The sequence below is a fragment of the Faecalibacterium sp. 7 genome, assembly GCF_049562865.1.
GTDB lineage: Bacteria > Bacillota > Clostridia > Oscillospirales > Ruminococcaceae > Faecalibacterium > Faecalibacterium wellingii.
Window position 1 is genome coordinate 1021525 of record NZ_CP186911.1, and the last position, 19098, is coordinate 1040622.

The 19098-nt window shown below is 60.5% G+C and carries 19 protein-coding genes; 12 read left to right on the forward strand and 7 right to left on the reverse strand.

Going from position 1 to position 19098, the window contains the following annotated elements:
• Nucleotides 1–58: 58 nt before the first annotated feature.
• From ACKXF7_RS05025 to ACKXF7_RS05040, 4 genes are all read right to left on the reverse strand, one after another.
• Nucleotides 59–1162 (reverse strand): putative ABC transporter permease, encoded by a 1104-nt coding sequence (locus ACKXF7_RS05025; RefSeq protein WP_423742316.1) that lies wholly within the window; start codon nucleotides 1160–1162, stop codon nucleotides 59–61.
• Between the two features lie 36 nt (nucleotides 1163–1198).
• Complete coding sequence (locus tag ACKXF7_RS05030) at nucleotides 1199–1378, reverse strand: DUF6472 family protein (RefSeq protein WP_097777082.1); 180 nt, start codon at nucleotides 1376–1378, stop codon at nucleotides 1199–1201.
• Nucleotides 1371–2141 (reverse strand): tRNA (guanosine(46)-N7)-methyltransferase TrmB, encoded by a 771-nt coding sequence (trmB, locus tag ACKXF7_RS05035; protein WP_348584776.1) that lies wholly within the window; start codon nucleotides 2139–2141, stop codon nucleotides 1371–1373. The genes ACKXF7_RS05030 and trmB overlap by 8 nt, the downstream gene beginning before the upstream one ends.
• Nucleotides 2142–2315: 174 nt before the next feature.
• Nucleotides 2316–3500: an alanyl-tRNA editing protein gene (locus ACKXF7_RS05040; protein ID WP_423742317.1), complete on the reverse strand. Its 1185-nt coding sequence runs from the start codon at nucleotides 3498–3500 to the stop codon at nucleotides 2316–2318.
• A gap of 350 nt (nucleotides 3501–3850) precedes the next feature.
• Here ACKXF7_RS05040 and malQ point away from each other — a divergent pair, with 350 nt between their 5' ends.
• The 3 genes from malQ (at nucleotide 3851) to ACKXF7_RS05055 (ending at nucleotide 6963) form a co-directional block, all read left to right on the forward strand.
• Nucleotides 3851–5392 carry a 4-alpha-glucanotransferase gene (gene malQ / locus ACKXF7_RS05045; protein ID WP_423742318.1) on the forward strand — a complete coding sequence of 514 codons (1542 nt, stop codon included), beginning with the start codon at nucleotides 3851–3853 and terminating at the stop codon, nucleotides 5390–5392.
• A 282-nt stretch (nucleotides 5393–5674) separates the two neighbouring features.
• Entirely contained in the window at nucleotides 5675–6463 is a 789-nt protein-coding gene (locus ACKXF7_RS05050; protein ID WP_348584779.1) for a GGDEF domain-containing protein, read from the forward strand.
• Between the two features lie 59 nt (nucleotides 6464–6522).
• Nucleotides 6523–6963: a hypothetical protein gene (locus tag ACKXF7_RS05055; protein ID WP_249237563.1), complete on the forward strand. Its 441-nt coding sequence runs from the start codon at nucleotides 6523–6525 to the stop codon at nucleotides 6961–6963.
• Between the two features lie 144 nt (nucleotides 6964–7107).
• On the opposite strand, the gene ACKXF7_RS05060 is transcribed toward ACKXF7_RS05055, so the two are convergent.
• The 3 genes from ACKXF7_RS05060 to ACKXF7_RS05070 all read right to left on the reverse strand — a co-directional run bounded on the left by ACKXF7_RS05060 (nucleotide 7108) and on the right by ACKXF7_RS05070 (nucleotide 10583).
• The gene (locus ACKXF7_RS05060; RefSeq protein ID WP_348584780.1) at nucleotides 7108–7791 is read right to left on the reverse strand and encodes a 5'-methylthioadenosine/adenosylhomocysteine nucleosidase; all 684 of its coding nucleotides are present in this window, start codon (nucleotides 7789–7791) and stop codon (nucleotides 7108–7110) included.
• A gap of 160 nt (nucleotides 7792–7951) precedes the next feature.
• Nucleotides 7952–9085 (reverse strand): redox-regulated ATPase YchF, encoded by a 1134-nt coding sequence (gene ychF, locus ACKXF7_RS05065; RefSeq protein WP_097777075.1) that lies wholly within the window; start codon nucleotides 9083–9085, stop codon nucleotides 7952–7954.
• Nucleotides 9086–9266: 181 nt separating this feature from the next.
• Nucleotides 9267–10583, reverse strand: coding sequence for a M18 family aminopeptidase (locus ACKXF7_RS05070; RefSeq protein WP_423742319.1), 1317 nt, complete (start codon nucleotides 10581–10583; stop codon nucleotides 9267–9269).
• A gap of 175 nt (nucleotides 10584–10758) precedes the next feature.
• Between ACKXF7_RS05070 and ACKXF7_RS05075 the strand changes: the two genes are divergently transcribed.
• The 9 genes from ACKXF7_RS05075 (at nucleotide 10759) to ACKXF7_RS05115 (ending at nucleotide 19093) form a co-directional block, all read left to right on the forward strand.
• On the forward strand, nucleotides 10759–12039 hold the full coding sequence (locus tag ACKXF7_RS05075; protein WP_423742320.1) for a serine dehydratase subunit alpha family protein: 1281 nt from the start codon (nucleotides 10759–10761) through the stop codon (nucleotides 12037–12039).
• Between the two features lie 135 nt (nucleotides 12040–12174).
• Nucleotides 12175–12873 (forward strand): response regulator transcription factor, encoded by a 699-nt coding sequence (locus ACKXF7_RS05080; RefSeq protein ID WP_005938284.1) that lies wholly within the window; start codon nucleotides 12175–12177, stop codon nucleotides 12871–12873.
• A complete protein-coding gene (locus ACKXF7_RS05085; protein ID WP_423742321.1) occupies nucleotides 12873–14321 on the forward strand; it encodes a HAMP domain-containing sensor histidine kinase in 1449 nt (482 codons plus the stop codon). The genes ACKXF7_RS05080 and ACKXF7_RS05085 overlap by 1 nt, the downstream gene beginning before the upstream one ends.
• A 119-nt stretch (nucleotides 14322–14440) precedes the next feature.
• Nucleotides 14441–14821, forward strand: coding sequence for a hypothetical protein (locus tag ACKXF7_RS05090; RefSeq protein ID WP_423742322.1), 381 nt, complete (start codon nucleotides 14441–14443; stop codon nucleotides 14819–14821).
• 149 nt (nucleotides 14822–14970) lie between these two features.
• Nucleotides 14971–15621, forward strand: a complete 651-nt coding sequence (gene rpe, locus ACKXF7_RS05095) for a ribulose-phosphate 3-epimerase (RefSeq protein WP_249237557.1) — start codon at nucleotides 14971–14973, stop codon at nucleotides 15619–15621.
• Between the two features lie 21 nt (nucleotides 15622–15642).
• Nucleotides 15643–16662, forward strand: coding sequence for an RnfABCDGE type electron transport complex subunit D (locus tag ACKXF7_RS05100; protein WP_348584785.1), 1020 nt, complete (start codon nucleotides 15643–15645; stop codon nucleotides 16660–16662).
• Nucleotides 16659–17381, forward strand: coding sequence for an Rnf-Nqr domain containing protein (locus ACKXF7_RS05105; protein WP_423742323.1), 723 nt, complete (start codon nucleotides 16659–16661; stop codon nucleotides 17379–17381). The genes ACKXF7_RS05100 and ACKXF7_RS05105 overlap by 4 nt, the downstream gene beginning before the upstream one ends.
• Nucleotides 17378–17989 (forward strand): Rnf-Nqr domain containing protein, encoded by a 612-nt coding sequence (locus tag ACKXF7_RS05110; protein ID WP_423742324.1) that lies wholly within the window; start codon nucleotides 17378–17380, stop codon nucleotides 17987–17989. The genes ACKXF7_RS05105 and ACKXF7_RS05110 overlap by 4 nt, the downstream gene beginning before the upstream one ends.
• A 24-nt stretch (nucleotides 17990–18013) precedes the next feature.
• The gene (locus tag ACKXF7_RS05115) at nucleotides 18014–19093 is read left to right on the forward strand and encodes a putative glycoside hydrolase (protein ID WP_249237553.1); all 1080 of its coding nucleotides are present in this window, start codon (nucleotides 18014–18016) and stop codon (nucleotides 19091–19093) included.
• Nucleotides 19094–19098 lie beyond the last annotated feature (5 nt).

The window sequence follows — 19098 nt, forward strand, 5'->3', positions numbered from 1 at the left end:
GAAGACAGGGCATAAAAAGACCGCTGCACGGGATGCAGCGGTCTTTTGGGCAGCAGTCTCAGGCGTCCCTGCGGGTGTCGGAGCCGGCTTTCTTCGGTTCTTCTTTGGAACTTTCCCGGCGGGCAAGACCAAGGCGCAGGGCCTTGAGGGTGGTCTTTTTCACGCCGTGCTTCAGGCCGGGGAAGGCGCGCAGCATGCGGCGCGGGCCCACGATGCGGGGGGTGCGCAGCAGCTGGGCCTGCATTTCGTCGCTGCGGGCCTGCAGCTCCTCGGCCAGCTGTTCCAGACGCAGCAGCTCGGCAGCGCGCTCCACCGTGCCCTTGGCGGCCAGCTGTGCGGCTTTGGCGGCTTCGGCGGTGTTGAGCTTGGCGATCTCGGAAGCATGCTTTGCGGCCTCGCGGGCCTCATCGGTCTTGGCGCGGACGGCGGCCAGCGTTTCACGCAGGGCACGCTTTTCCGGTGCGGCCTCGCGGGCCTCGGCGGCAGCAAGCTTGAGCTGCAGGCGCTGCTCGTCCAGCTTCTGGTCGGCGTTCAGGGCGGTGGTGCCCAGCAGCTGGGTCATGGCGTCGCTGACGGCATGGATGCTGTCGGCCAGCTGTTCCATGGCGTCCAGTGTCTGGGCCAGACCGGAGGCGGCAAAGGCCGTAACGACCACGTCTGCCGCGTAGACCGCATAGAGCACACACATGACGACAAGGCCAATAAAGGGCGGGACCATGTCCACAAGGCCGGCGACGACCGGGTGGACGATGCGCATGACCACCAGCGTGCCCACGCCCCACAGCAGGCTGAATTGCAGGCAGATATAGCCGCCGATGTTGAAGGGAAAGTCGCTGTAGTCCCACCAGCGGGTGTGATAGAGCTTATACAGTGCCCAGCCGCCCACCAGCTCCAGCGCACTGGGCAGGATGACGCCGCCGATGTACAGCAGCAGGACGCTGTCCTGCAGAGGGGTCAGGGCGAACAGCACGATGATCATGCCGAAGCCGTAAATGGGGCACACCGGGCCGTTGAGAAAGCCGCGGTTCACCAGCTGACCGGTGGTGGCGGCGGCAAAGATGACCTCGAGACACCAGCCGGTGCAGGAATAAATGAGGAAGAAGGCCAGCACATGGTACAGCGAAAAGCCGCACACTGTGGTGGTCGTGAGAAAGTTGAGCATAAAACACCTCCCGTGAGAATCATGCTGCTGCGCAGGTCAGTTCTGCTTTTGTACGATTTTGTATTCATCGCCCGGCTCAAAGAACGGGCAGGCCGCTGTGCTGCGGGAAAGATAGCGGGCCATCTCGTCCTCGTCCAGACAGCCGCCCTGCGCACAGTACCAGCTGCCGTACTCGTCCTGCACATTGTTCAGGCAGATCTCGCAGGGGTCATTCATTGCCTTCGCCTTCCTGTGCAGCCCGGGCTTCGGCCTCGGCGGCTTCGCGGGCCTGACGCTTGAGGATCTTGGGCTCGATCCAGGTCACGCTGGCGGGGTCCGGGTTCTTGCGGGCGATCAGGGCCTTGATCTTGATGCCCATTTCGGTGAACATGCCCTCGTGCTCGGTGCGGATGTTCCACTCCGGCTCGTTCTCGTGGAGGTCGTAGGTCATCCACTCGATGTCGTAGCCGGAAGCGGGGAAGTATTCCAGACTGTCGCGGAACAGATCATCGTCGTCGGTCTTGAAGTAGATCTCGCCGCCGTCCTTGAGGAACTCGCGGTAGTTGATGAGCTGGCGCGGGTAGGTGAGGCGGTGCTTGTGGGAAGAGCCGTTTTTGCTCCACGGGTTGCAGAAGTTGATGTAGATGCGGCTGACCGTATCCTCGGCGGTAATGACCCCCTTGATGCGCTCGATGTCGGTGCTCATGATCTTCACGTTGTCGATGGGGCGGCCCGCAGCCTGATAGGCGGCTTCGATCTTGCGCTTGGCGAGGATGAGCACCTTATCGGTGATATCGATGCCCAGATAGTTGTTTTCCGGGTGGGCGCAGGCCAGCTGGGAGATGAAGCCGCCCTTGCCGCAGCCCAGTTCCAGCACAAAGGGCTGCTCCGGGCGGGCGTACTGACCGTGCCACTTGCCGCCCCAGATCAGCGGCTCATGCACATGGAAGTCGGCTGCCATCAGCTCGTCGTGGGCATAGGGTTTGAAACGCATTCTCATAGTTTGTTGTTCTCCTTGATGTTGTGAACCCTCTCAGCCTCGCATTCGCTCGGCAGCTCCCCCGAAAGGGGGAGCTTTTTGACCATAAGAGGGAAAGCTATTCGATTTTGCAATAGAAGCCCCCCCCCCCACCTCGGGGGAGCTGGCAAACCCGTAAGGGTTTGACTGAGAGGGTTATTCCTGCTCCCGCAAAAATTCCTCCACCTGTTCCGGTGCAGCGGCGCAGCTGCCCTGACAGATGCCGGGCTTGCCGCCGCCGCGTCCGTTCAGGGCGGCGTTCAGGGCTTTGGTCAGGGCGCGCACGTCGCCGTCTGCCTGTGCGATGCAGTAGCCGGTGCCCTTTTCGGTGGGGGTCAGGGCGGCGCAGAGACCGGTGGTGGCTTCGGTCAGGCGCACCGCCAGCCGGTGCAGGCCGTCCGGATCAAGGCCGGGCACTGTGCGGATGGCGTCCTCACCGGGGCCTGCCAGCTGGGCAAGCGCATCGAACAGCTGAGAACATACGCCAAAGTGTGTAAACTTGAGCGCAGTATACTCATCGTAGACGCGATGCACCGCCACAGCGGTCTGGTCGGCCTTGGCGGAGAGCAGCGCCCCGATGTCGGCCTGACGGGCACGCATGGCCTGTGCCGCTTCCAGCGCACGGGCTCCGCACACCACGCTCAGCCGCACGCCGCCCTTGTAGTTCTCGGATGCCAGAATTTTGATCTGTCCCACCTGACCGGTGGTGCGGGTGTGGGTGCCGCAGCAGGCGCAGACGTCTGCATCCGGGATGGTCACGATGCGCACCTGCCCTTCGATCTCCTTTTTGGAGCGGTAGACAAGGGCGGCAAGCTCCTCCCGGGTGGGGTAGCTGACCAGCACCGGCACATCCTGCCACACGATGCGGTTAGCGGCAAGCTCGGCTGCCCGCAGTCCCTCGGCAGAAATGGGCACGCTGGTGTCCATGCGCACAGCCTCGGAACCGATGTGGAAGCCCACGTTCTCGGCCCCGAACATCTGGTGCAGGATGCCGGAGAGAATGTGCTCGCCGGTGTGCTGCTGCATTTTGTCAAAGCGCCATTCCCAGTCGATGCAGCCGGAAACAGCGGTGCCGGGAACAGCGTTTTCCGGCAGGGCGTCCACGCTGTGCCAGAGGATGCCGTCGCGCTCGTGCACATCGGTCACATTCAGCGTGGTGCCGTCCGGCAGGGTCAGGGTGCCCCGGTCGGCAGGCTGACCGCCGCCCTCCGGGTAAAACACTGTGCCGTCCAGCGCAATGCGCCCGCCGCCGGTCTTTTCATCCGGCTCTGCGGCAAGGATGACGCTCTCGCACTGGGTGCGGAAGGCGTCCGGTTCAAAGTATTTTTCTGTGCGCTGCATGGCGCGGGTACCTCCTGTTCAGGGTGCAGTTTGACGATTTAAAATGGCCGCCGCAGGCTCTGGCCATATTCAGCGGAAAATTATTTTTATTTCGGGATTCAGGAAAGTCTGCGGACTTTCCTGAATCCCATTTTCACGGGTGGGGTCGTAAAGGGAAACAGCCGCTGCAACCTTTAGCGTCCTCGCCCTCTCAGGCGCTCCCGCGCAAGCCGTGACGGAGAGGGCAAGGACGGTTATCCCGTAAAAATAAGTATACCACGTTTTTTGCCTGTGGAAAATAGTCTGCGGATATGTTATGATAAGAAACAACGACATTCCCATAAAATGTTAAAAATGAGGAAGGTAATAGCATGCGTGAAAGTGGAATCCTGATGCCGGTGTCCAGCCTGCCCGGCCCTTACGGTATCGGCTGTTTTGGCAAGGAAGCCTTCGAGTTCGTGGATTTTCTGGCACAAGCGGGCCAGAAGATCTGGCAGATCCTGCCGCTCAGCCCCACCGGATACGGCGACAGCCCCTATCAGAGCTGCTCGGCCTTTGCGGGCAACCCCTATTTCATCGACCTTGACACCCTGAAGGAAGAGGGGCTGCTCACCGCCGCCCAGCTCAAGGCCGAAAAATGGGGCACGAACCCCAAAGAGGTGGACTACGGCACCCTGTACGTGAGCCGCTTTAAGGTTTTGCGCACCGCCTACGCCGCATGGCGCAAGCAGTGCGCAGGGCTGCATGGCTGTGCATATTACTTCCCGGACGATTATTATGCCTTTACCCTTGCCAACGAGGAGTGGCTGGACGACTACGCCCTGTACATGGCCCTGAAGGCAGCCAACGGCATGAAGAACTGGGTGGAGTGGGACAAGCCCTACCGTCTGCGCGACAGGAAGGCCCTTGCCGCCTTTGCCGCCGAAAACGAGGAAGAGATCGGTTTCTGGAAGTTCGTGCAGTACAAGTTTGCGGCCCAGTGGCAGGCGGTGAAGGCCTACGCCAACAAAAAGGACGTGCAGATCCTGGGCGACATCCCCATCTACGTCTCTGCCGACTCGGTGGATGCATGGGTGGGCGGCGCGCTGTTTGAGCTGGATGCCGACGGCGGCTTTGCCCGTGTGGCGGGCTGCCCGCCGGATTACTTCTCTGCCGACGGTCAGCTGTGGGGCAACCCGCTGTACAACTGGGAATACCACAAAAAGACCGGCTACGCGTGGTGGGTGCGCCGGGTGCGCCACGCACTGGGCATCTACGACCTGCTGCGCATCGACCACTTCCGCGGCTTCGATACCTACTGGGCCATCCCGGCGGACAGCACCACCGCCCGCACCGGCAAATGGGAGAACGGCCCCGGCATGGAGCTGTTCGACGCGCTGGAAGCTGCCCTTGGCAAGCTGCCCATCATTGCCGAGGACTTGGGCGAACTGTTTCCCAGCGTGCGAAAGCTGCTGGCCGACAGCACCTTCCCGGGCATGAAGGTGCTGCAGTTCGCCTTCAGCGGTGGGGACAGCGAGTATCTGCCCCACAACTACGTCAAGAACAGCGTGGTATATCCCGGCACCCACGATAACACCACCCTGACCGACTGGTGGGAGAACGGCGCATCGGAAAAGGAAAAGGCTGCCGCTGCCGCTTACCTGCACCTGACCGGCGTAAAGCCCACCGCAAAGGAGCTGGCGGCCATCCGGACCGATGATGTCCGCATTGCTCTGCTGCGCGCAGCGCTGGGGTCGGTGGCCGACCGGGCCATCATCCCCATGTACGACTGGCTGGGTCTGGGCGCGGAAGCACACCTGAACACGCCCGGCAAGCTGGGCGGAAACTGGGCATGGCGCGCCGCAGACGGCTTTGCCGCCAAGGCACTGGCCAAGACCATCCACGACGAGTGCAGTGTGTACTGCCGCGTATAAACAGAAGGCACAGAGCGGCGGGCGCTTAGCAATTTGACGAAAATGTAAAAACTCCGGCAGAAAATTGTGCGTTTTGCTGGTAAAATCAGAAGCTGAATGGTATAATGTTGCTAAAGCGGCATTATGCCATTTTTCTTTGCCTGATGCGTTCCCGGGATTCCCGGAAACAGGGCGGCGGGCGCGGGATGCATAATGCGGCAGATGGTTCCTGAACGTATGGGGAACAGGTGACTGCACGCGGGATACGGGAGCGCCGCGTGCGCAGATGATGGGGAAAATTACATGAAGAAAGAATGTACCGAGCAGGATCTGCGGGAACTTGCGCGCTCAGCGCAGGCCGTATTTGAGGCAGTGACCCTGACCGAAGCGCCGCGTTGTGACGGCTGGCAGGACGATGGCCTGCGGGTGGACTACGAGCTGCGCAATGGCCGTGTGGACTGTGTGCTGCACCGCAGGGTGGAAGCGGACGGCAAATGCTGGGAGCTGGAAATGAGTGCACCGCTGGCAGGCAATGTGCTGCCGGAAGAGCGCATGACGCCCCGGGAGCGGGAGCTGTGCCGCGAGGATATGAGCCACGATTTCCTTACCGGCGTGTACAACCGCCGCTATCTGGAAACGGTGTTTGCCCAAAAGCTGGAACAGTGTGCAGCGCAGGGCCGCAAGGCGGCTGTGGCGCTGGTGAGCATCGACAACGGCCAGAAGCTGCGGGACACCTACGGCCAGCCTGTGATGGATCAGCTGCACTGCTTTGTGGGCAACCAGTGGAAAAAGAGCTTTGATACCCCTGCGGTCCGCGTGGTCTGCCGCCTGACCGGCAGCATCTTTGCGGTGGGCTGTCTGGACACCGACGGCAAACAGCTGGCAGAGGAGATGCGGAACCTGTATCGGCAGATGCCCCGGGAATGCATCACCACCACCGGCATGATGCGCCGGGTGCCCTTTACCCTGAGCTGCGGCGCAGCCGGGCTGGAGGATGTCTCTGCAAAGAACTGGCAGGCGCTGTACGAGCTGTGCGACGCACGCCTGCGGGAGGCACAGAACGCCGGCGGCGATCAGATGCGTGCAGAATAAAACCAGTGTATAAAATCCCCCTTTTGGCGCAGACTAAGGCCAGAAGGGGGATTTTTTGTATGGAAAACCAGAAGAACGACAACCTGAACCTGCTGGAAGCCGTGGTGCAGAACACGGAGATGGGCAAGAATACGTTGGAACAGATCGTGCCGATGACCGATGATGTGCAGTTCAAGGCCGAGCTGCTGCGCCAGCGCAATGTGTACCACCAGCTCAATCAGGAAGCACACACCGCCATCGAGGCCTGCGGCGGCACCGCGCAGGGGCAGAGCGCCATGGCAAAGCTGAACACAAAAATGGGCATCGGCATCAAGACCCTGACGGACAAATCCACCCGCAATCTGGCCGAAATGCTCACGCAGGGCAGCGGCATGGGGGTGGTGGACTGCGTAAAGGCCCAGAAGGATTACCCCAATGCCGCGCCCGGCGCAAAGCGCCTTGCCCAAAGGCTGCAGGAGTTTCAGGAGGACAGCCGGGTAAAGCTGGAACAGTTTTTGTAAAAGAAAACCCTCTCAGGCTCACTTTGTTCGCCAGCTCTCCCGAAAGGCGAGCCATTGGCAAAACGGAAAACGTTTCCGGAATGTCAAAAGCTCCCCCTTTCGGGGGAGCTGGCAATGCGAAGCATTGACTGAGAGGGTTCTTTTTTACAGTGCTTCCACCATCGCGGCCACGATCCTGGTGGCGGTGGCTACATATTCCGCAATGCTGAACTTTTTCACCACCAGCACCTCGTGGCCGTCCTCATCGGCGTTGTCGCTCATGGCGCGCAGGATGACGCAGGGCACACCGTTCTTGGCGGCGATCTGGCTCACAGCGGCACCTTCCATCTCCACGCAGTCAGGGGCGCATTTGGCTTCAATGGCAGCCTTGGTCTCGCTGTCGCCCACAAACAGGTCGCCGGTGGCGATCTTGCCCACCAGAGCCTTCACGCCTGCATCGGCGCAGGCCTTTTCGGCGGCGGCGATCAGCTCCGGGTCGCCGGTGTATTCCTTGAGGAACGGCGGATTCTGGCAGATCATATCCAGCTGGGCGTCATGGTACAGCACGGTCTTGCCGATAACCACATCGCCAATGCCGATCTTCGAGGTCATATTGCCTGCGATGCCGGAGAAGATGATCTTCTCGGCGCCGAATTTTGTGATGAGCACCTGCGTGGTGGCGGCGGCATTGGCCTTGCCCATGCCGGCACAGCACACCACCACCTGTTTGCCGGCCAGCGTGCCCTTGTGGTAATCCACGCCGCCGTAGGGCTCCACGGTGACATTCTCCAGCTTTGCACACAGCTGATCGACTTCATCGGGCATTGCGCCCATAATACCGAAAATCATAGGAAACCTCATTTACGATTTTAAATGGCCGACGCGTGCGCTCTGGCCATATATAGCGGAAAGTTATTTTTGATTTTGTAAGTTCCAAAAGCCTGCGGGCTTTTGGAGCTTACTTTTTCACGGGAAGGGGCGAAACCGAAAGCGGCATCTTTGCCGAAAATCAAACGTTGAACAGGAACTCGATCACATCGCCATCGTTGACAACGTACTCCTTGCCCTCGGTGCGCTGCAGACCCTTGGCCTTGACGGCAGCGTAATCGAAGTTGTTGGCTTCCAGATCGCTGTAGCCAATGACGCTGGCGCGGATGAAGCCGCGCTCGAAATCGCTGTGGATCTTGCCGGCAGCCTGCGGTGCCTTGGTGCCCTTGCGGATGGTCCATGCGCGGCACTCCTTCTTGCCGTCGGTCAGGAAGGAGATCAGGCCCAGCAGGTCGTAGCTGGCGGTGATGAGGTTGTCCAGACCACTGGCTTCAATGCCCATTTCAGCCAGAAAAGCCTTCTTTTCCTCGGGAGAGTAGTCGGCGATATCCTCCTCGGTCTTGGCGCAGATGGGAATGTAGCGTGCGCCCTCTTCCTTGGCGCGTGCGGCCACCAGCGGGACATACTTGTTGTTTTCGATGCCCTCCATCAGGTCGTCCTCGCCCACGTTGCAGGCGTACAGCACCGGCTTAGCGCTCAGCAGACCCATCTCGTGCAGCACGGTCTGCTGCTCGGCATCGCCCTCGTCAAAATCGAAGCTGCGGGCAGGCTTGCCTGCGCTCAGGTGATCGGCCAGCTGCTGCAGCCATGCGGCTTCGGCGGCAGCGCCCTTGTTGTTGCCGCTCTTGGCAGCCTTTGCCATGCGGCCTGCGCGGTTCTGCACCACCTCAAGGTCGGACAGGATCAGCTCGTAGTCGATGGCATCGATGTCAGCAATGGGGTCCACGGCCTCGGCCTTGGAAACATCCTCCACCACATGGATGATGTTGTCATCGTCAAAGCAGCGCACCACATGCACAATGGCGTCGCACTCGCGGATGTGGCCCAGGAACTTGTTGCCCAGACCCGCACCCTGGCTGGCACCCTTCACAAGGCCCGCGATATCCACGAACTCCACGATGGCAGGGGTCTTTTTATTGGTCTGCCAAATCTCGGCCAGCTTGTCCAGACGCTTGTCCGGCACGGCTACGATGCCGCTGTTCGGCTCGATGGTGCAGAAGGGATAGTTTGCGGCTTCTGCGTTTTTGGTGGAGGTGATGGCATTGAACAGAGTGGACTTGCCGACATTCGGCAGGCCGACGATACCTAATTTCATTTTATTATACTCCTTGCGAAAAAGATTTTACGCTGCGGTAAAAAGCGATATTATAACAGAATAATTGTAGCACAATGGACGTTTTTTCTCAATACTCACTTAAGCGGAAACGAAAAGCCGCCCGCGGAAGAGCAGTGCTGCTTTTCCAAGAGCGGTCCTTATAATTCAGGTTGTACGGGCCTTACTTGCTGATGGTAAGGGTGCCGGATGCGGTCTCTTCAAAGTGGCTGGCGTAGAATTCCTCCATCAGCCGGATGAGAGAAACGGTGTCCCGGGCACCGGCGGTCTCGTAGCAGGAGTGCATGGCCAGCTGCGGCAGGCCGATGTCCACGCAGTTCATGGATACCTGCGCCATGGCAAGGTTGCCCAGAGTGCTGCCGCCGACTTTATCGGAACGGTTGGCAAAATACTGCAGCGGGACACCGGCGCGGGCGGCAAGCTCTTTTGCCACGGCCATGCTCATGCCGTCGCTGGTGTACTTCTGGCCGGCGTGGACCTTGACCACAACGCCCTCGTTCATGTAGGTGCAGTTGTTCACATCGGTGTATTCCGGGTGGTTGGGGTGCACGGCGTGGGCGTTGTCGGCGCTGAACATGAAGCTGGACGCCACCGCACGGTGGAAGTCCTCATCGCCGGGGCAGACGTTCTGCGCGATGCGGTGCAGTACATCGTACAGGAAGGTGGAAGCTGCGCCCTGCTTGGTGCCGGAACCCACTTCTTCGTTGTCGAAGAAGGCGGCAACGTTGATGGACTGGGTGCTGTGTGCGTTCAGAAAACCTTTCAGGATGCCGAACACACACTGCTGGTCGTCCAGACGGCCGGAGGAGATGAACTCCTCATTGCAGCCCCAGACGGCGGCCTTTTCACGGATGCAGAGGAACAGGTCGCTGCCAAGGATCTGCTCTTCTGCCACCTGCAGCTCGGCGGCGATCAGCTTTTTCAGCACGCCTTCCTCGGCGGCACCGCCCAGCAAAGGCAGCATATCCACCTGCTTGTTGTAGGAAGCCCTGTCGTTGACGTCGCGATCCATGTGGATGGCTACGCTGGGGATCATCAGCAGGTCGCGGTCCAGCGTGAGCAGGCGGGAAGTGATGGCATTGTTCTCCTTTATCAGCACGCGGCCTGCCACCGACAGCGGCCTGTCCATCCATGTGGAGCAGATCATGCCGCCGTAGCCCTCGGTGTTCAGCTTGGTGTACTTCCGGCTCATGTGGATCTCGGCGTTTTCCTTGATGCGGAAGCAGGGGGAATCCGTGTGGGCAGCAGCCACGTTGAAGCTGTAGTTTTCCAGCTGCTCTCCCATGCGGAACGCAAGGATGCTGGAGCCGTTGCGGCAGACGAAATAGCTCCTGCCGGGTTCCAGCTGCCACCGGCGGCTCTCCAGCAGCTCGGAAAAGCCTTCCTTCAGCAGAATGTTCCGGACGGATGCAGTGGTGTGGTATGCGGTGGGATTGCCGTCAATGAAGGACAGCAGCTCCTGTACTTCTTTTTCGATCATTGGAAGACCCTCCATGGATTTATCGGTTTGGATGCTCCTATTCTACTTCTGCGGTCTGCGCTTTGCAATAGCCGGTCCTGCGGGCGGGAAAGAATTTGTTTTACATTGCGCGGGTTTTATAGTATACTACTCCTGTTGGTAAATATTGAATCGACAGGAAAGGCAGGGAACCGTCATGGAACGCAGTGATCCGCGCTATCAGGCGTATGTAGAAATATTAAAAGAAGAGCTCATCCCGGCAATGGGCTGCACAGAGCCCATTGCACTGGCTTATGCTGCGGCCCGGGCACGCGAGGTGCTGGGCGCACTGCCCGAGAGCGTGCAGCTGCAGGTGAGTGGCAGCATCATCAAAAACGTGAAGAGCGTCATCGTGCCCAACACCGGCCACCTGAAAGGCATGGAAGCCGCTGTGGCAGCGGGCATCATCGCCGGCTCGGCAGAAAAGGAGCTGGAAGTAATCTCGGAGGTCAGCGAGGACAAGAAGGCTGCCATCCGGGACTATCTGCAGACGGTGCCCATTTCCATCCAGCACATCGAGCAGGGGCATGTGTTCGATATCATCGTTACCGAGCGCAGCGGAGATTCCTACGCAAAGGTGCGCATTGCAGATTTTCACACCAACATCTGCCTGATCGAAAAGAATGGCCGGGTGCTCTACGAAAAGCCGCTGCTGAACGAGGAGGCCCGGCGGGACAGCCGGGCTGACCGCAGCCTGCTGAACATGAAGGACATCTGGGACTTTGCCGAGACCGCCGACCTGCAGGATGTGGCAGATCTGCTGGAACGCCAGATCCGCTACAACAACGCCATTGCAGAGGAGGGCCTTCTGGGCGACTATGGCGCGAACATCGGCCAGGTGCTGCTTTCTACTTACGGCAATGATGTGTCCATCCGGGCCAAGGCCAAGGCAGCCGCCGGTTCGGACGCCCGCATGAACGGCTGCGAGCTGCCGGTCATCATCAACTCCGGCAGCGGCAATCAGGGCATCACCTGCTCGGTGCCGCTTATTGAATACGCCAAGGAGCTGCACAGCGGCAAGGAAAAGCTTTACCGTGCCCTCATCATTTCCAATCTGGTGGCCATCCACGAAAAGACCGGCATCGGCACCCTGTCCGCCTACTGCGGCGCAGTCAGCGCCGGTGCGGGCGCTGGCGCGGGCATCGTATATCTGTGCGGCGACGGCTATCAGGCCGCCATCCACACGGTGGTCAATGCGCTGGCCATCGTGTCCGGCATCGTGTGCGACGGCGCAAAGGCCTCCTGCGCGGCAAAGATCGCATCCTCGGTGGACGCGGCGCTGCTGGGCTACAACATGTACAAGTGCCATCAGGAGTTCAAGGGCGGCGACGGCATCGTGATGAAGGACATCGAGACCACCATCAAGGGCATCGGACGTCTGGGCAAGGACGGCATGAAGGAAACCAATGAGGAGATCATCCGGCTGATGATCGAGTAAGGCCGGGCCGGAATCGTGAAAAAATCATACAAATCCTTCTTTATTTTGTCATAACTCTTCCGTATAATAAGAAGTGGAATACTTTGCTGCTCTGTCCGCCCCGGCGGGCATCCGATAAAATGGGAGGAAATCATTATGGCCAACGAAAAGATCCTCGTTGTGGACGACGATACCAATATCTGCGAGCTGCTGCGGCTGTACCTGACTAAGGAGGGCTATCAGGTCACGGTGGCAAACGATGGCGAAGAAGGTCTGGAAAAGTTCAATCAGGTCAAGCCCGATATGGTGCTGCTGGATGTGATGATGCCCAAGATGGACGGGCTGGAGGTCTGCCGCCGCATCCGCAAGGCGGGCAACACCCCGGTGATGATGCTCACGGCCAAGGGCGAGACCTTTGATAAGGTGCTGGGCTTGGAGCTGGGCGCAGACGATTACATGGTGAAGCCCTTTGACGCCAAGGAAGTGGTGGCCCGCATCAAGGCGGTGCTGCGCCGCTGCCAGACCACCACTGCCGCTGCCGAGAGCACCGAGGGCGTGATCGAATTCGACAACCTGCGTCTGGACATGAACAGCTATGAGCTGCGGGTCAAGGGCAAGGTGGTGGAGGCTCCCCCCAAGGAGCTGGAACTGCTGAACTGTCTGGCCTCCCATCCGAACCGCGTCTACACCCGCGACCAGCTGCTGGACGAGGTGTGGGGCTTTGAGTATTACGGCGACAGCCGCACCATTGATGTGCATGTCAAGCGCCTGCGCGAGAAGCTGGCCGGTGCTTCCGACAAATGGGAGCTGAAGACCGTATGGGGCGTTGGCTATAAGTTCGAGGTGCGTCAGTAATGCGCAAAAGTATCTCGGTGGCGTTCTTCTCGCTGGTGTCCACCCTGATGGTGCTGGGCATCGTGCTGATGGGAGCTTCGGAGTGGGTGCTGTTCAAGAACTACTTCGCCAAGGACCGCTACGAAACACTGGATCAGGTGGTGGGCGTCACCCAGCGCACGGCCCAGTATCTGGTCCAGCAGGCGGAGCTGCCGGAAGGCGATGAGCTGGACGCACTGAGCACCAAACTGGAGATCATCGGCGAGAGCGCAGAGGCCTATCTGTTCTTTACCGACAACGACGGCCGGGTGATGATCGCCTCCAGCCCGGACAAGCTGGAAAGCCTGACCGTGCCGGAAGAAATGATGGAGAAGATCGACACTGCCGATGCGGACTACTACCATGTGTTCGGCACGCTGGACGGTATGCTGGACGGGAAAAGCTACATCACGGTCAGCGAAATGCGCAATGAGCACGGCCAGCCCAGCGGCTACCTGTTCCTGTGCTCTTCCGGCGAGCAGCTGACCCAGTTCAAGCAGCAGTTCTGGTCCAACTTCCTGCTGTCGGCCTGCGTGATGCTGCTGTGCGCCAGCATCCTGACCAAGATCCTGATGCGCCAGCTCACCGACCCGCTGCAGAAGGTGACGGACGCCGCCCAGCGCTTTGGCGGCGGAGACCTTTCGGTCCGCGTGGAAGGCGTGGAGGGCGAAGGCGAGGTGGCAGACCTTGCCCGCACCTTCAACCGCATGGCGGACAACATCCAGATGAACGACAACTCCCGGGGCCAGTTCATGGGCAACATCGCCCACGAGCTGCGCACCCCCATGACCACCATCAAGGGCTTTGTGGACGGCATTCTGGACGGCACCATCCCGCCGGATATGCAGAACCACTACCTGCAGCTGGTCAGCGAGGAAACGGGCCGTCTGGCACGGCTCATCCAGAACATGCTGGATCTCTCCAAGCTGGAAAGCGGCGAATATCAGGTGAACGCCCGGATGTTCAACATCTGGGAGACCATCACCGGCGTGGCGCTGTCGGCAGAGCAGCGCATCAACGACGGCATGATCGACATCGACGGCCTGACCATGGACGAAAAGGTGCTGGTCTACGCCGACCCCGACCTGATCCATCAGGTGGTGTATAACCTGCTGGACAACGCCATCAAGTTCACCCCGGCAGGGGGCACCATCCGCTTCAGGGTGGAAAAGCTGGGCCCGGAAGCCGAGATCTCCATCTGGAACTCCGGTCAGGGCATCAGCCCGGAGGCGCTGCCCTACGTGTTCCAGCGGTTCTATAAGGAGGACCGCTCCCGCGGCCTGCACGCCCGGGGCGCGGGTCTGGGCCTGAACATCTGCAAGGTGCTGGTGAACCTTTCCGGCGGGCAGATCGGGTGGAGAGCCAGCAGGGCGAGTGGTGCCGGTTCGTGTTCACCCTGCCCACCGTGGCGCCGAACCCCGGCGGCATGAAGCGCCTGCCGGATGAGGCCGGCGGAGAGCCCGTTGTGGAAGACCCCGCCAGCATGAAGCCCGTAGAATGAACTTCCAGCCAGACTGTCCCATGGAGCGGGGCGGTCTGGCTGTTTGTTGTGTCAACGATTAAAAATAGCCGCCGCGTTCGCTTTGGCTATAAAGTAAGGAAGAAAATTTTTATATTTGCAATTCAGAAAAGCCTGCGGGCTTTTCTGAATTGCGTTTTCACAGGAAGGGCCGTCAGGATAAAAGGCATCTGCTGCCGCTGGCATCCTGCGGGAGCGATCCGCGCAGCAAGGCTGGAAAATGCAGGTTTCCGTACCGACCTTTTTCGTGAAAATGCGTTTGTCGCGCTCAGCAGAGCGCGACAAACGCGAAATGAAAATCAAATTTCCGCTGACTATGGCCAGAGCGAAGCGGAGGCCATTCTGGATGGTTTGGCTGATAAAAGAAATGCCGCAAATGGACAGATCTTTCCAAATACGTCATTTCGGTGAAAAAGCCGTTGGCGGGTTTGATTTTTTGGGCGTTTTCATGTAAACTAAAAGATAACCATGTCCATGCTGTTTCAGAGGCCGTGAACCGGCACAACAGTGGGACAATGGGGAATAATAAACTATAAAATAACGGAGCGTAAAGATAGAATATGGCGATCGTAAGTCCTTCGATTCTTTCTGCTGATTTTGGCAAACTGGGTGCAGACTGCCGCATGGTGCTGGACGCCGGTGCACAGATGCTGCATTACGATGTGATGGACGGCCACTTTGTGCCCAACATCAGCTTTGGTGTGCCGGTGCTCAAGAGCCTGCACAAAAACCTGCCGGATGCTTTTTATGATGTGCACCTGATGATCAGCCACCCGCTGCAGTATGCGGAAGCCTTCATCAAGGCCGGTGCCACCCTGTACAACTTCCACCTTGAGTGCGAGGACGATATTCAGGCCACCATCGATGCGGTCAGGGCGCTGGGCTGCAAGGTGGGCCTGACCATCAAGCCCGGCACCGACCCGCAGGCGCTGGCACCCTATCTTGACCAGCTGGACCTTGTGCTGGTGATGAGCGTGGAGCCCGGCTTCGGCGGGCAGAAGTTCATGCCCTCGGCGCTGGACAAGCTGCGCTGGCTCAAGGCGGAGCGCGCGGCACGCGGCGCACACTACCTGCTGGAAGTGGACGGCGGTGTGGACAGCACCACCGCGCCCCAGTGCGTGGAAGCGGGTGCCGATATTCTGGTGGCGGGCAGTGCGGTGTTCGGTGCAGCAGACCCTGCTGCAGCGGTGCAGCACCTCGCCAGCCTTTGACCCTTGAAAGGAAAACCATTTATGGATGAATCTTTGATCCGGGAACAGGAAGCGCAGCTCCAGAAGACCGGCCGCTACTATAAGCATATCTGCTTTATGGCGGTGCCGGTGCTGTGGATGGCCTGCTTCCTGTACGGTGTGCGCCCGCTGCTGCTGTGCGGCATCGCGGTGCTCACCGGAAATCTGTGCGACCGTCTCGTTTCGCTGCTGCGCCGCCGCGTGTATCAGGCCGGTGACTTTTCCAACGAGAGCTTTGCGCTCGTCATCGCCCTGCTGATGCCGGTAACGGTGGATATCTATGTTCTGATCATCGCAGTGCTTGCCGGTGTGCTCATCGGCAAGGAGATCTTCGGCGGCTACGGCAGCTACCCCTTCAACCCCGCCGCTGTGGGCTATGTGGTGGCGGCGGTGTCATGGCCGGAGCAGGTGTTCCGCTACCCCCAGCCCTACACCAGCATCCCCCTGTGGGACGCTTCCATGGTGCCGGTGTCCAGCACCATTGAGGACACCCTGCGCAGCGGCGGTATGCTGAACATCCGTTCGCTGGTGCTGAGTCTGGGCGAGTATGCCGCCCCCATGGGCACCGGCGCGGCGCTGGTGATCCTGGCCTGCGGCCTGTTCCTGTGGACCCAGAAGGATGCCCACATGTCTGCCTCGGTCAGCTTTCTGCTCACCTGTGCCCTGATCGCCTTCCTCTTCCCGCGGCAGGCGGGTCTGGCCGACAGCGCCGTGCTGGCAAATGTGCTGCCCCGCCTGCGGTGCGTGCGGGACGAGCTGCTCACCGGCGCGATCCTGTTCAGCGCAGTGTTCCTGCTCAACGAACCCTATACCTGCGTGCACCACCGCATGGGCCGCATCCTGTACGGTGTGCTGGTGGGTGTTGTGAGCATGGGCTTCCGCTACTACGGCGTGTATGAGACCGGTGTATGCTTTGCGCTGCTGGTGGTCAACAGTGTTTCGGCATGGATCGACCGCACCGAGGCAAAGCTGTATCACCTGACCCATCTGCAGGCAGATGCCGGAAAGGGGGCAGCACAATGAGACGCGCAAAAGCTGAACTGATCGTAAAAGACCCCGGCAAATTTGCCCACCATGACCGGGTGTTCCTGAATAACCCGGTGGTCATGCAGGGCATGGGTCTGGCCCCGCTGGTGGTGCTTGCCACCAGCGGCCAGAATGCGGTGATGCTGGCGGCGGCGGTGGCGCTGCTGCTGGTGCCCTCCCGCGTGCTGGCCTGCCTGCTGAGCCGCCTTGTGCCCCTGTACGACGAGGACCCTGCCCCGGAAACGCTGCAGAAAAAGCTGCTGCCCCGTGCACTGGTGTACGGCTTCAGCACTGCTGTGGTGTATCTGGCGGTGTACCCCATCCTGAACATGCTGTTCGGCACCGGCCTGCTGAGCCTTGGCATCTATCTGCCCATGCTCACGGTGGAGCCGCTGCTGACCTACCGTTTCGGCCGCGTACAGGAGACGGTGCGCAAGGCCGTTTCCAAGGGCCTGCGCATCACCGTGGGCTATGCTTTGCTGCTGGTGCTGCTGGGCTGCATCCGTGAATGGCTGGCCGCAGGCACCGTGTTCGGCGTGGCAGTCAGCCGCCCGGTGCTGCCCATGGCCGGGATGCCGGCGGGCGGCTTTATCGTGCTGGGCGTGCTTTGCGCGGTATGGCGTGCGCTGGCCGCAAAGCGCAGGGCATATCTCACCAAAGAGGCGGGCAACCTTGTGGATGTGCATTCCCAGAAGGAGGCGGACCGCGAAGGATGAAAGATGTTGTTACGACCAGTGCAGTGTTCTTCAACTATGCACTGCTGGCGGTGTTCGCACAGAACGCCGTCTTTACCCGTGCGCTGGGCGTGTCCCGTCTGGTGCAGCTGGTGGGCGATGACCGCACCAGCAGCTGGCTGTTCGGTATGCAGCTGTGCATCACCCAGATCATGGTAACGCCCTTTGCATGGTATGCCGGCAGCCGGATCGCGCCGCTGGCAAACCGTGTCCAGCTGCGCCCGCTGGTCTATATTGCCAGCATCGCCGTGGTGTGCCTGCTGGAACACGCGGTGCTGTGGCTGGCAAAGGGCCTGCCGCACCGCAGTGCGCTGCTGCGCATCGTTCCGCTGGCGGGCCTGAACAGCTGTGTGCTGGGCACCGTGCTGGTGGAGCGCACCCAGAGCTTTACGCTGGGCCAGTCCCTCGGGTTTGGTCTGGGCAGCGGCCTTGGCTATGTGCTGGCAGTGCTGCTGGTAACGGAAGCCCGCCACCGCCTGCGCAGCAAGGCCATCCCGGAAGCCTTCCGCGGCCTGCCCATCACGCTGGTGTACATCGGTGTGCTGGCACTGGCGATCTATGGTTTTACCGGACATTCTGTGATCCTGTGATTTTTGCAGGGAGGAGGATCGACAATGGCAAAGTATAAACGGCAGAAGGTCAAGCGCTACCACCGCAGCTTCTACAGCCGGGGCGCCCGCATCAAGCGCGGCGTCGGCATCCTGGTGCTGGTGCTGGTGGTGCTGGGCGCGGCATGGCTGGCGGCACCCCATGTGCTGGACTGGGCCACGCACACCTGGTACACCGTGGTGAAGAACCGGGATCTGGAAGCGGAATCTGCATCCCGCGCAGCGGCTTCCTCCGAAGCAGCTGCATCTGCGGCGGCAGAGGAAGCGGCCTCGTCCCAGCCGGAGCCGGAACAGCCCAAGGGACTGGACGGCAGGGCCGTCACCGGCGGCAGCTGGGCTGCGGTGGACGTGAGCGCCCTTGCCGATGACGCATCCATCCGTGCGGCGGCACAGCAGCTCAAGGCACAGGGGGCAGACTACGGCCTTGTGACCCTGAAAACACCGGACGGCAGCATCTGCTACGCTTCGCAGGTGCCGGCTGCCGCCCAGAGCATTGCCGGTACCACCGTGGACCCGGCCCGCATCGCGGCTATCTTCCGGGAAGAGGGCGTGATCCCTGTGGCCCAGCTTGCAGCCTTCAAGGACCCCATCTCCTCCCGCACTGACCGCAGCATGGCTATCCACTACGGCGACGGCCTGTGGCTGGACGCCCAGAAGGACGGCAATGCATGGCTGAACCCCTACTCCGCTGCGGCAGTGGAATATGTAGGCGACCTTGTGGCCGAGGTGCAGGGCATGGGCTTTGAGCAGGTAGTCCTGACCAATGTCCAGTTCCCGAAGCTCAGCCGCAAACAGGACTACGGCGAGACCAGCGGCGTTTCCCGCGCGGATCAGCTCAAGGCGGATATCGCCGCCCTGCAGAGCCGCTTTGCGGGCAGCATGACCCTGTGGTTCAGCTACACGCTGGATCAGTGCAACACCAACAGCGTGTCGCTGGATGTGCCCGCTGTGACGCTGGGCATGGACAACCTGCTGGTGACGGCAGACAAGGCGGTGGACGCCGACAGCCGCACCGCACTGGAGCAGTCTGCCGCCGGACAGGGCGTGCAGCATCTGGTGCTGCACAGCGCCGACATTTTCCAGTAACGTCT

Coding starts and splice junctions, on each gene's coding strand:
- ACKXF7_RS05060 (WP_348584780.1), bottom strand. CDS start 7,791: ATGATTTTCGGTATTATGGGCGCAATGCCCGATGAAGTCGATCAGCTG.
- ACKXF7_RS05105 (WP_423742323.1), top strand. CDS start 16,659: ATGAGACGCGCAAAAGCTGAACTGATCGTAAAAGACCCCGGCAAATTT.
- trmB (WP_348584776.1), bottom strand. CDS start 2,141: ATGAGAATGCGTTTCAAACCCTATGCCCACGACGAGCTGATGGCAGCC.
- ACKXF7_RS05080 (WP_005938284.1), top strand. CDS start 12,175: ATGGCCAACGAAAAGATCCTCGTTGTGGACGACGATACCAATATCTGC.
- ychF (WP_097777075.1), bottom strand. CDS start 9,085: ATGAAATTAGGTATCGTCGGCCTGCCGAATGTCGGCAAGTCCACTCTG.
- rpe (WP_249237557.1), top strand. CDS start 14,971: ATGGCGATCGTAAGTCCTTCGATTCTTTCTGCTGATTTTGGCAAACTG.
- ACKXF7_RS05115 (WP_249237553.1), top strand. CDS start 18,014: ATGGCAAAGTATAAACGGCAGAAGGTCAAGCGCTACCACCGCAGCTTC.
- ACKXF7_RS05100 (WP_348584785.1), top strand. CDS start 15,643: ATGGATGAATCTTTGATCCGGGAACAGGAAGCGCAGCTCCAGAAGACC.
- ACKXF7_RS05085 (WP_423742321.1), top strand. CDS start 12,873: ATGCGCAAAAGTATCTCGGTGGCGTTCTTCTCGCTGGTGTCCACCCTG.
- ACKXF7_RS05025 (WP_423742316.1), bottom strand. CDS start 1,162: ATGCTCAACTTTCTCACGACCACCACAGTGTGCGGCTTTTCGCTGTAC.
- ACKXF7_RS05040 (WP_423742317.1), bottom strand. CDS start 3,500: ATGCAGCGCACAGAAAAATACTTTGAACCGGACGCCTTCCGCACCCAG.
- ACKXF7_RS05070 (WP_423742319.1), bottom strand. CDS start 10,583: ATGATCGAAAAAGAAGTACAGGAGCTGCTGTCCTTCATTGACGGCAAT.
- ACKXF7_RS05030 (WP_097777082.1), bottom strand. CDS start 1,378: ATGAATGACCCCTGCGAGATCTGCCTGAACAATGTGCAGGACGAGTAC.
- ACKXF7_RS05075 (WP_423742320.1), top strand. CDS start 10,759: ATGGAACGCAGTGATCCGCGCTATCAGGCGTATGTAGAAATATTAAAA.
- ACKXF7_RS05050 (WP_348584779.1), top strand. CDS start 5,675: ATGAAGAAAGAATGTACCGAGCAGGATCTGCGGGAACTTGCGCGCTCA.
- ACKXF7_RS05055 (WP_249237563.1), top strand. CDS start 6,523: ATGGAAAACCAGAAGAACGACAACCTGAACCTGCTGGAAGCCGTGGTG.
- malQ (WP_423742318.1), top strand. CDS start 3,851: ATGCGTGAAAGTGGAATCCTGATGCCGGTGTCCAGCCTGCCCGGCCCT.
- ACKXF7_RS05110 (WP_423742324.1), top strand. CDS start 17,378: ATGAAAGATGTTGTTACGACCAGTGCAGTGTTCTTCAACTATGCACTG.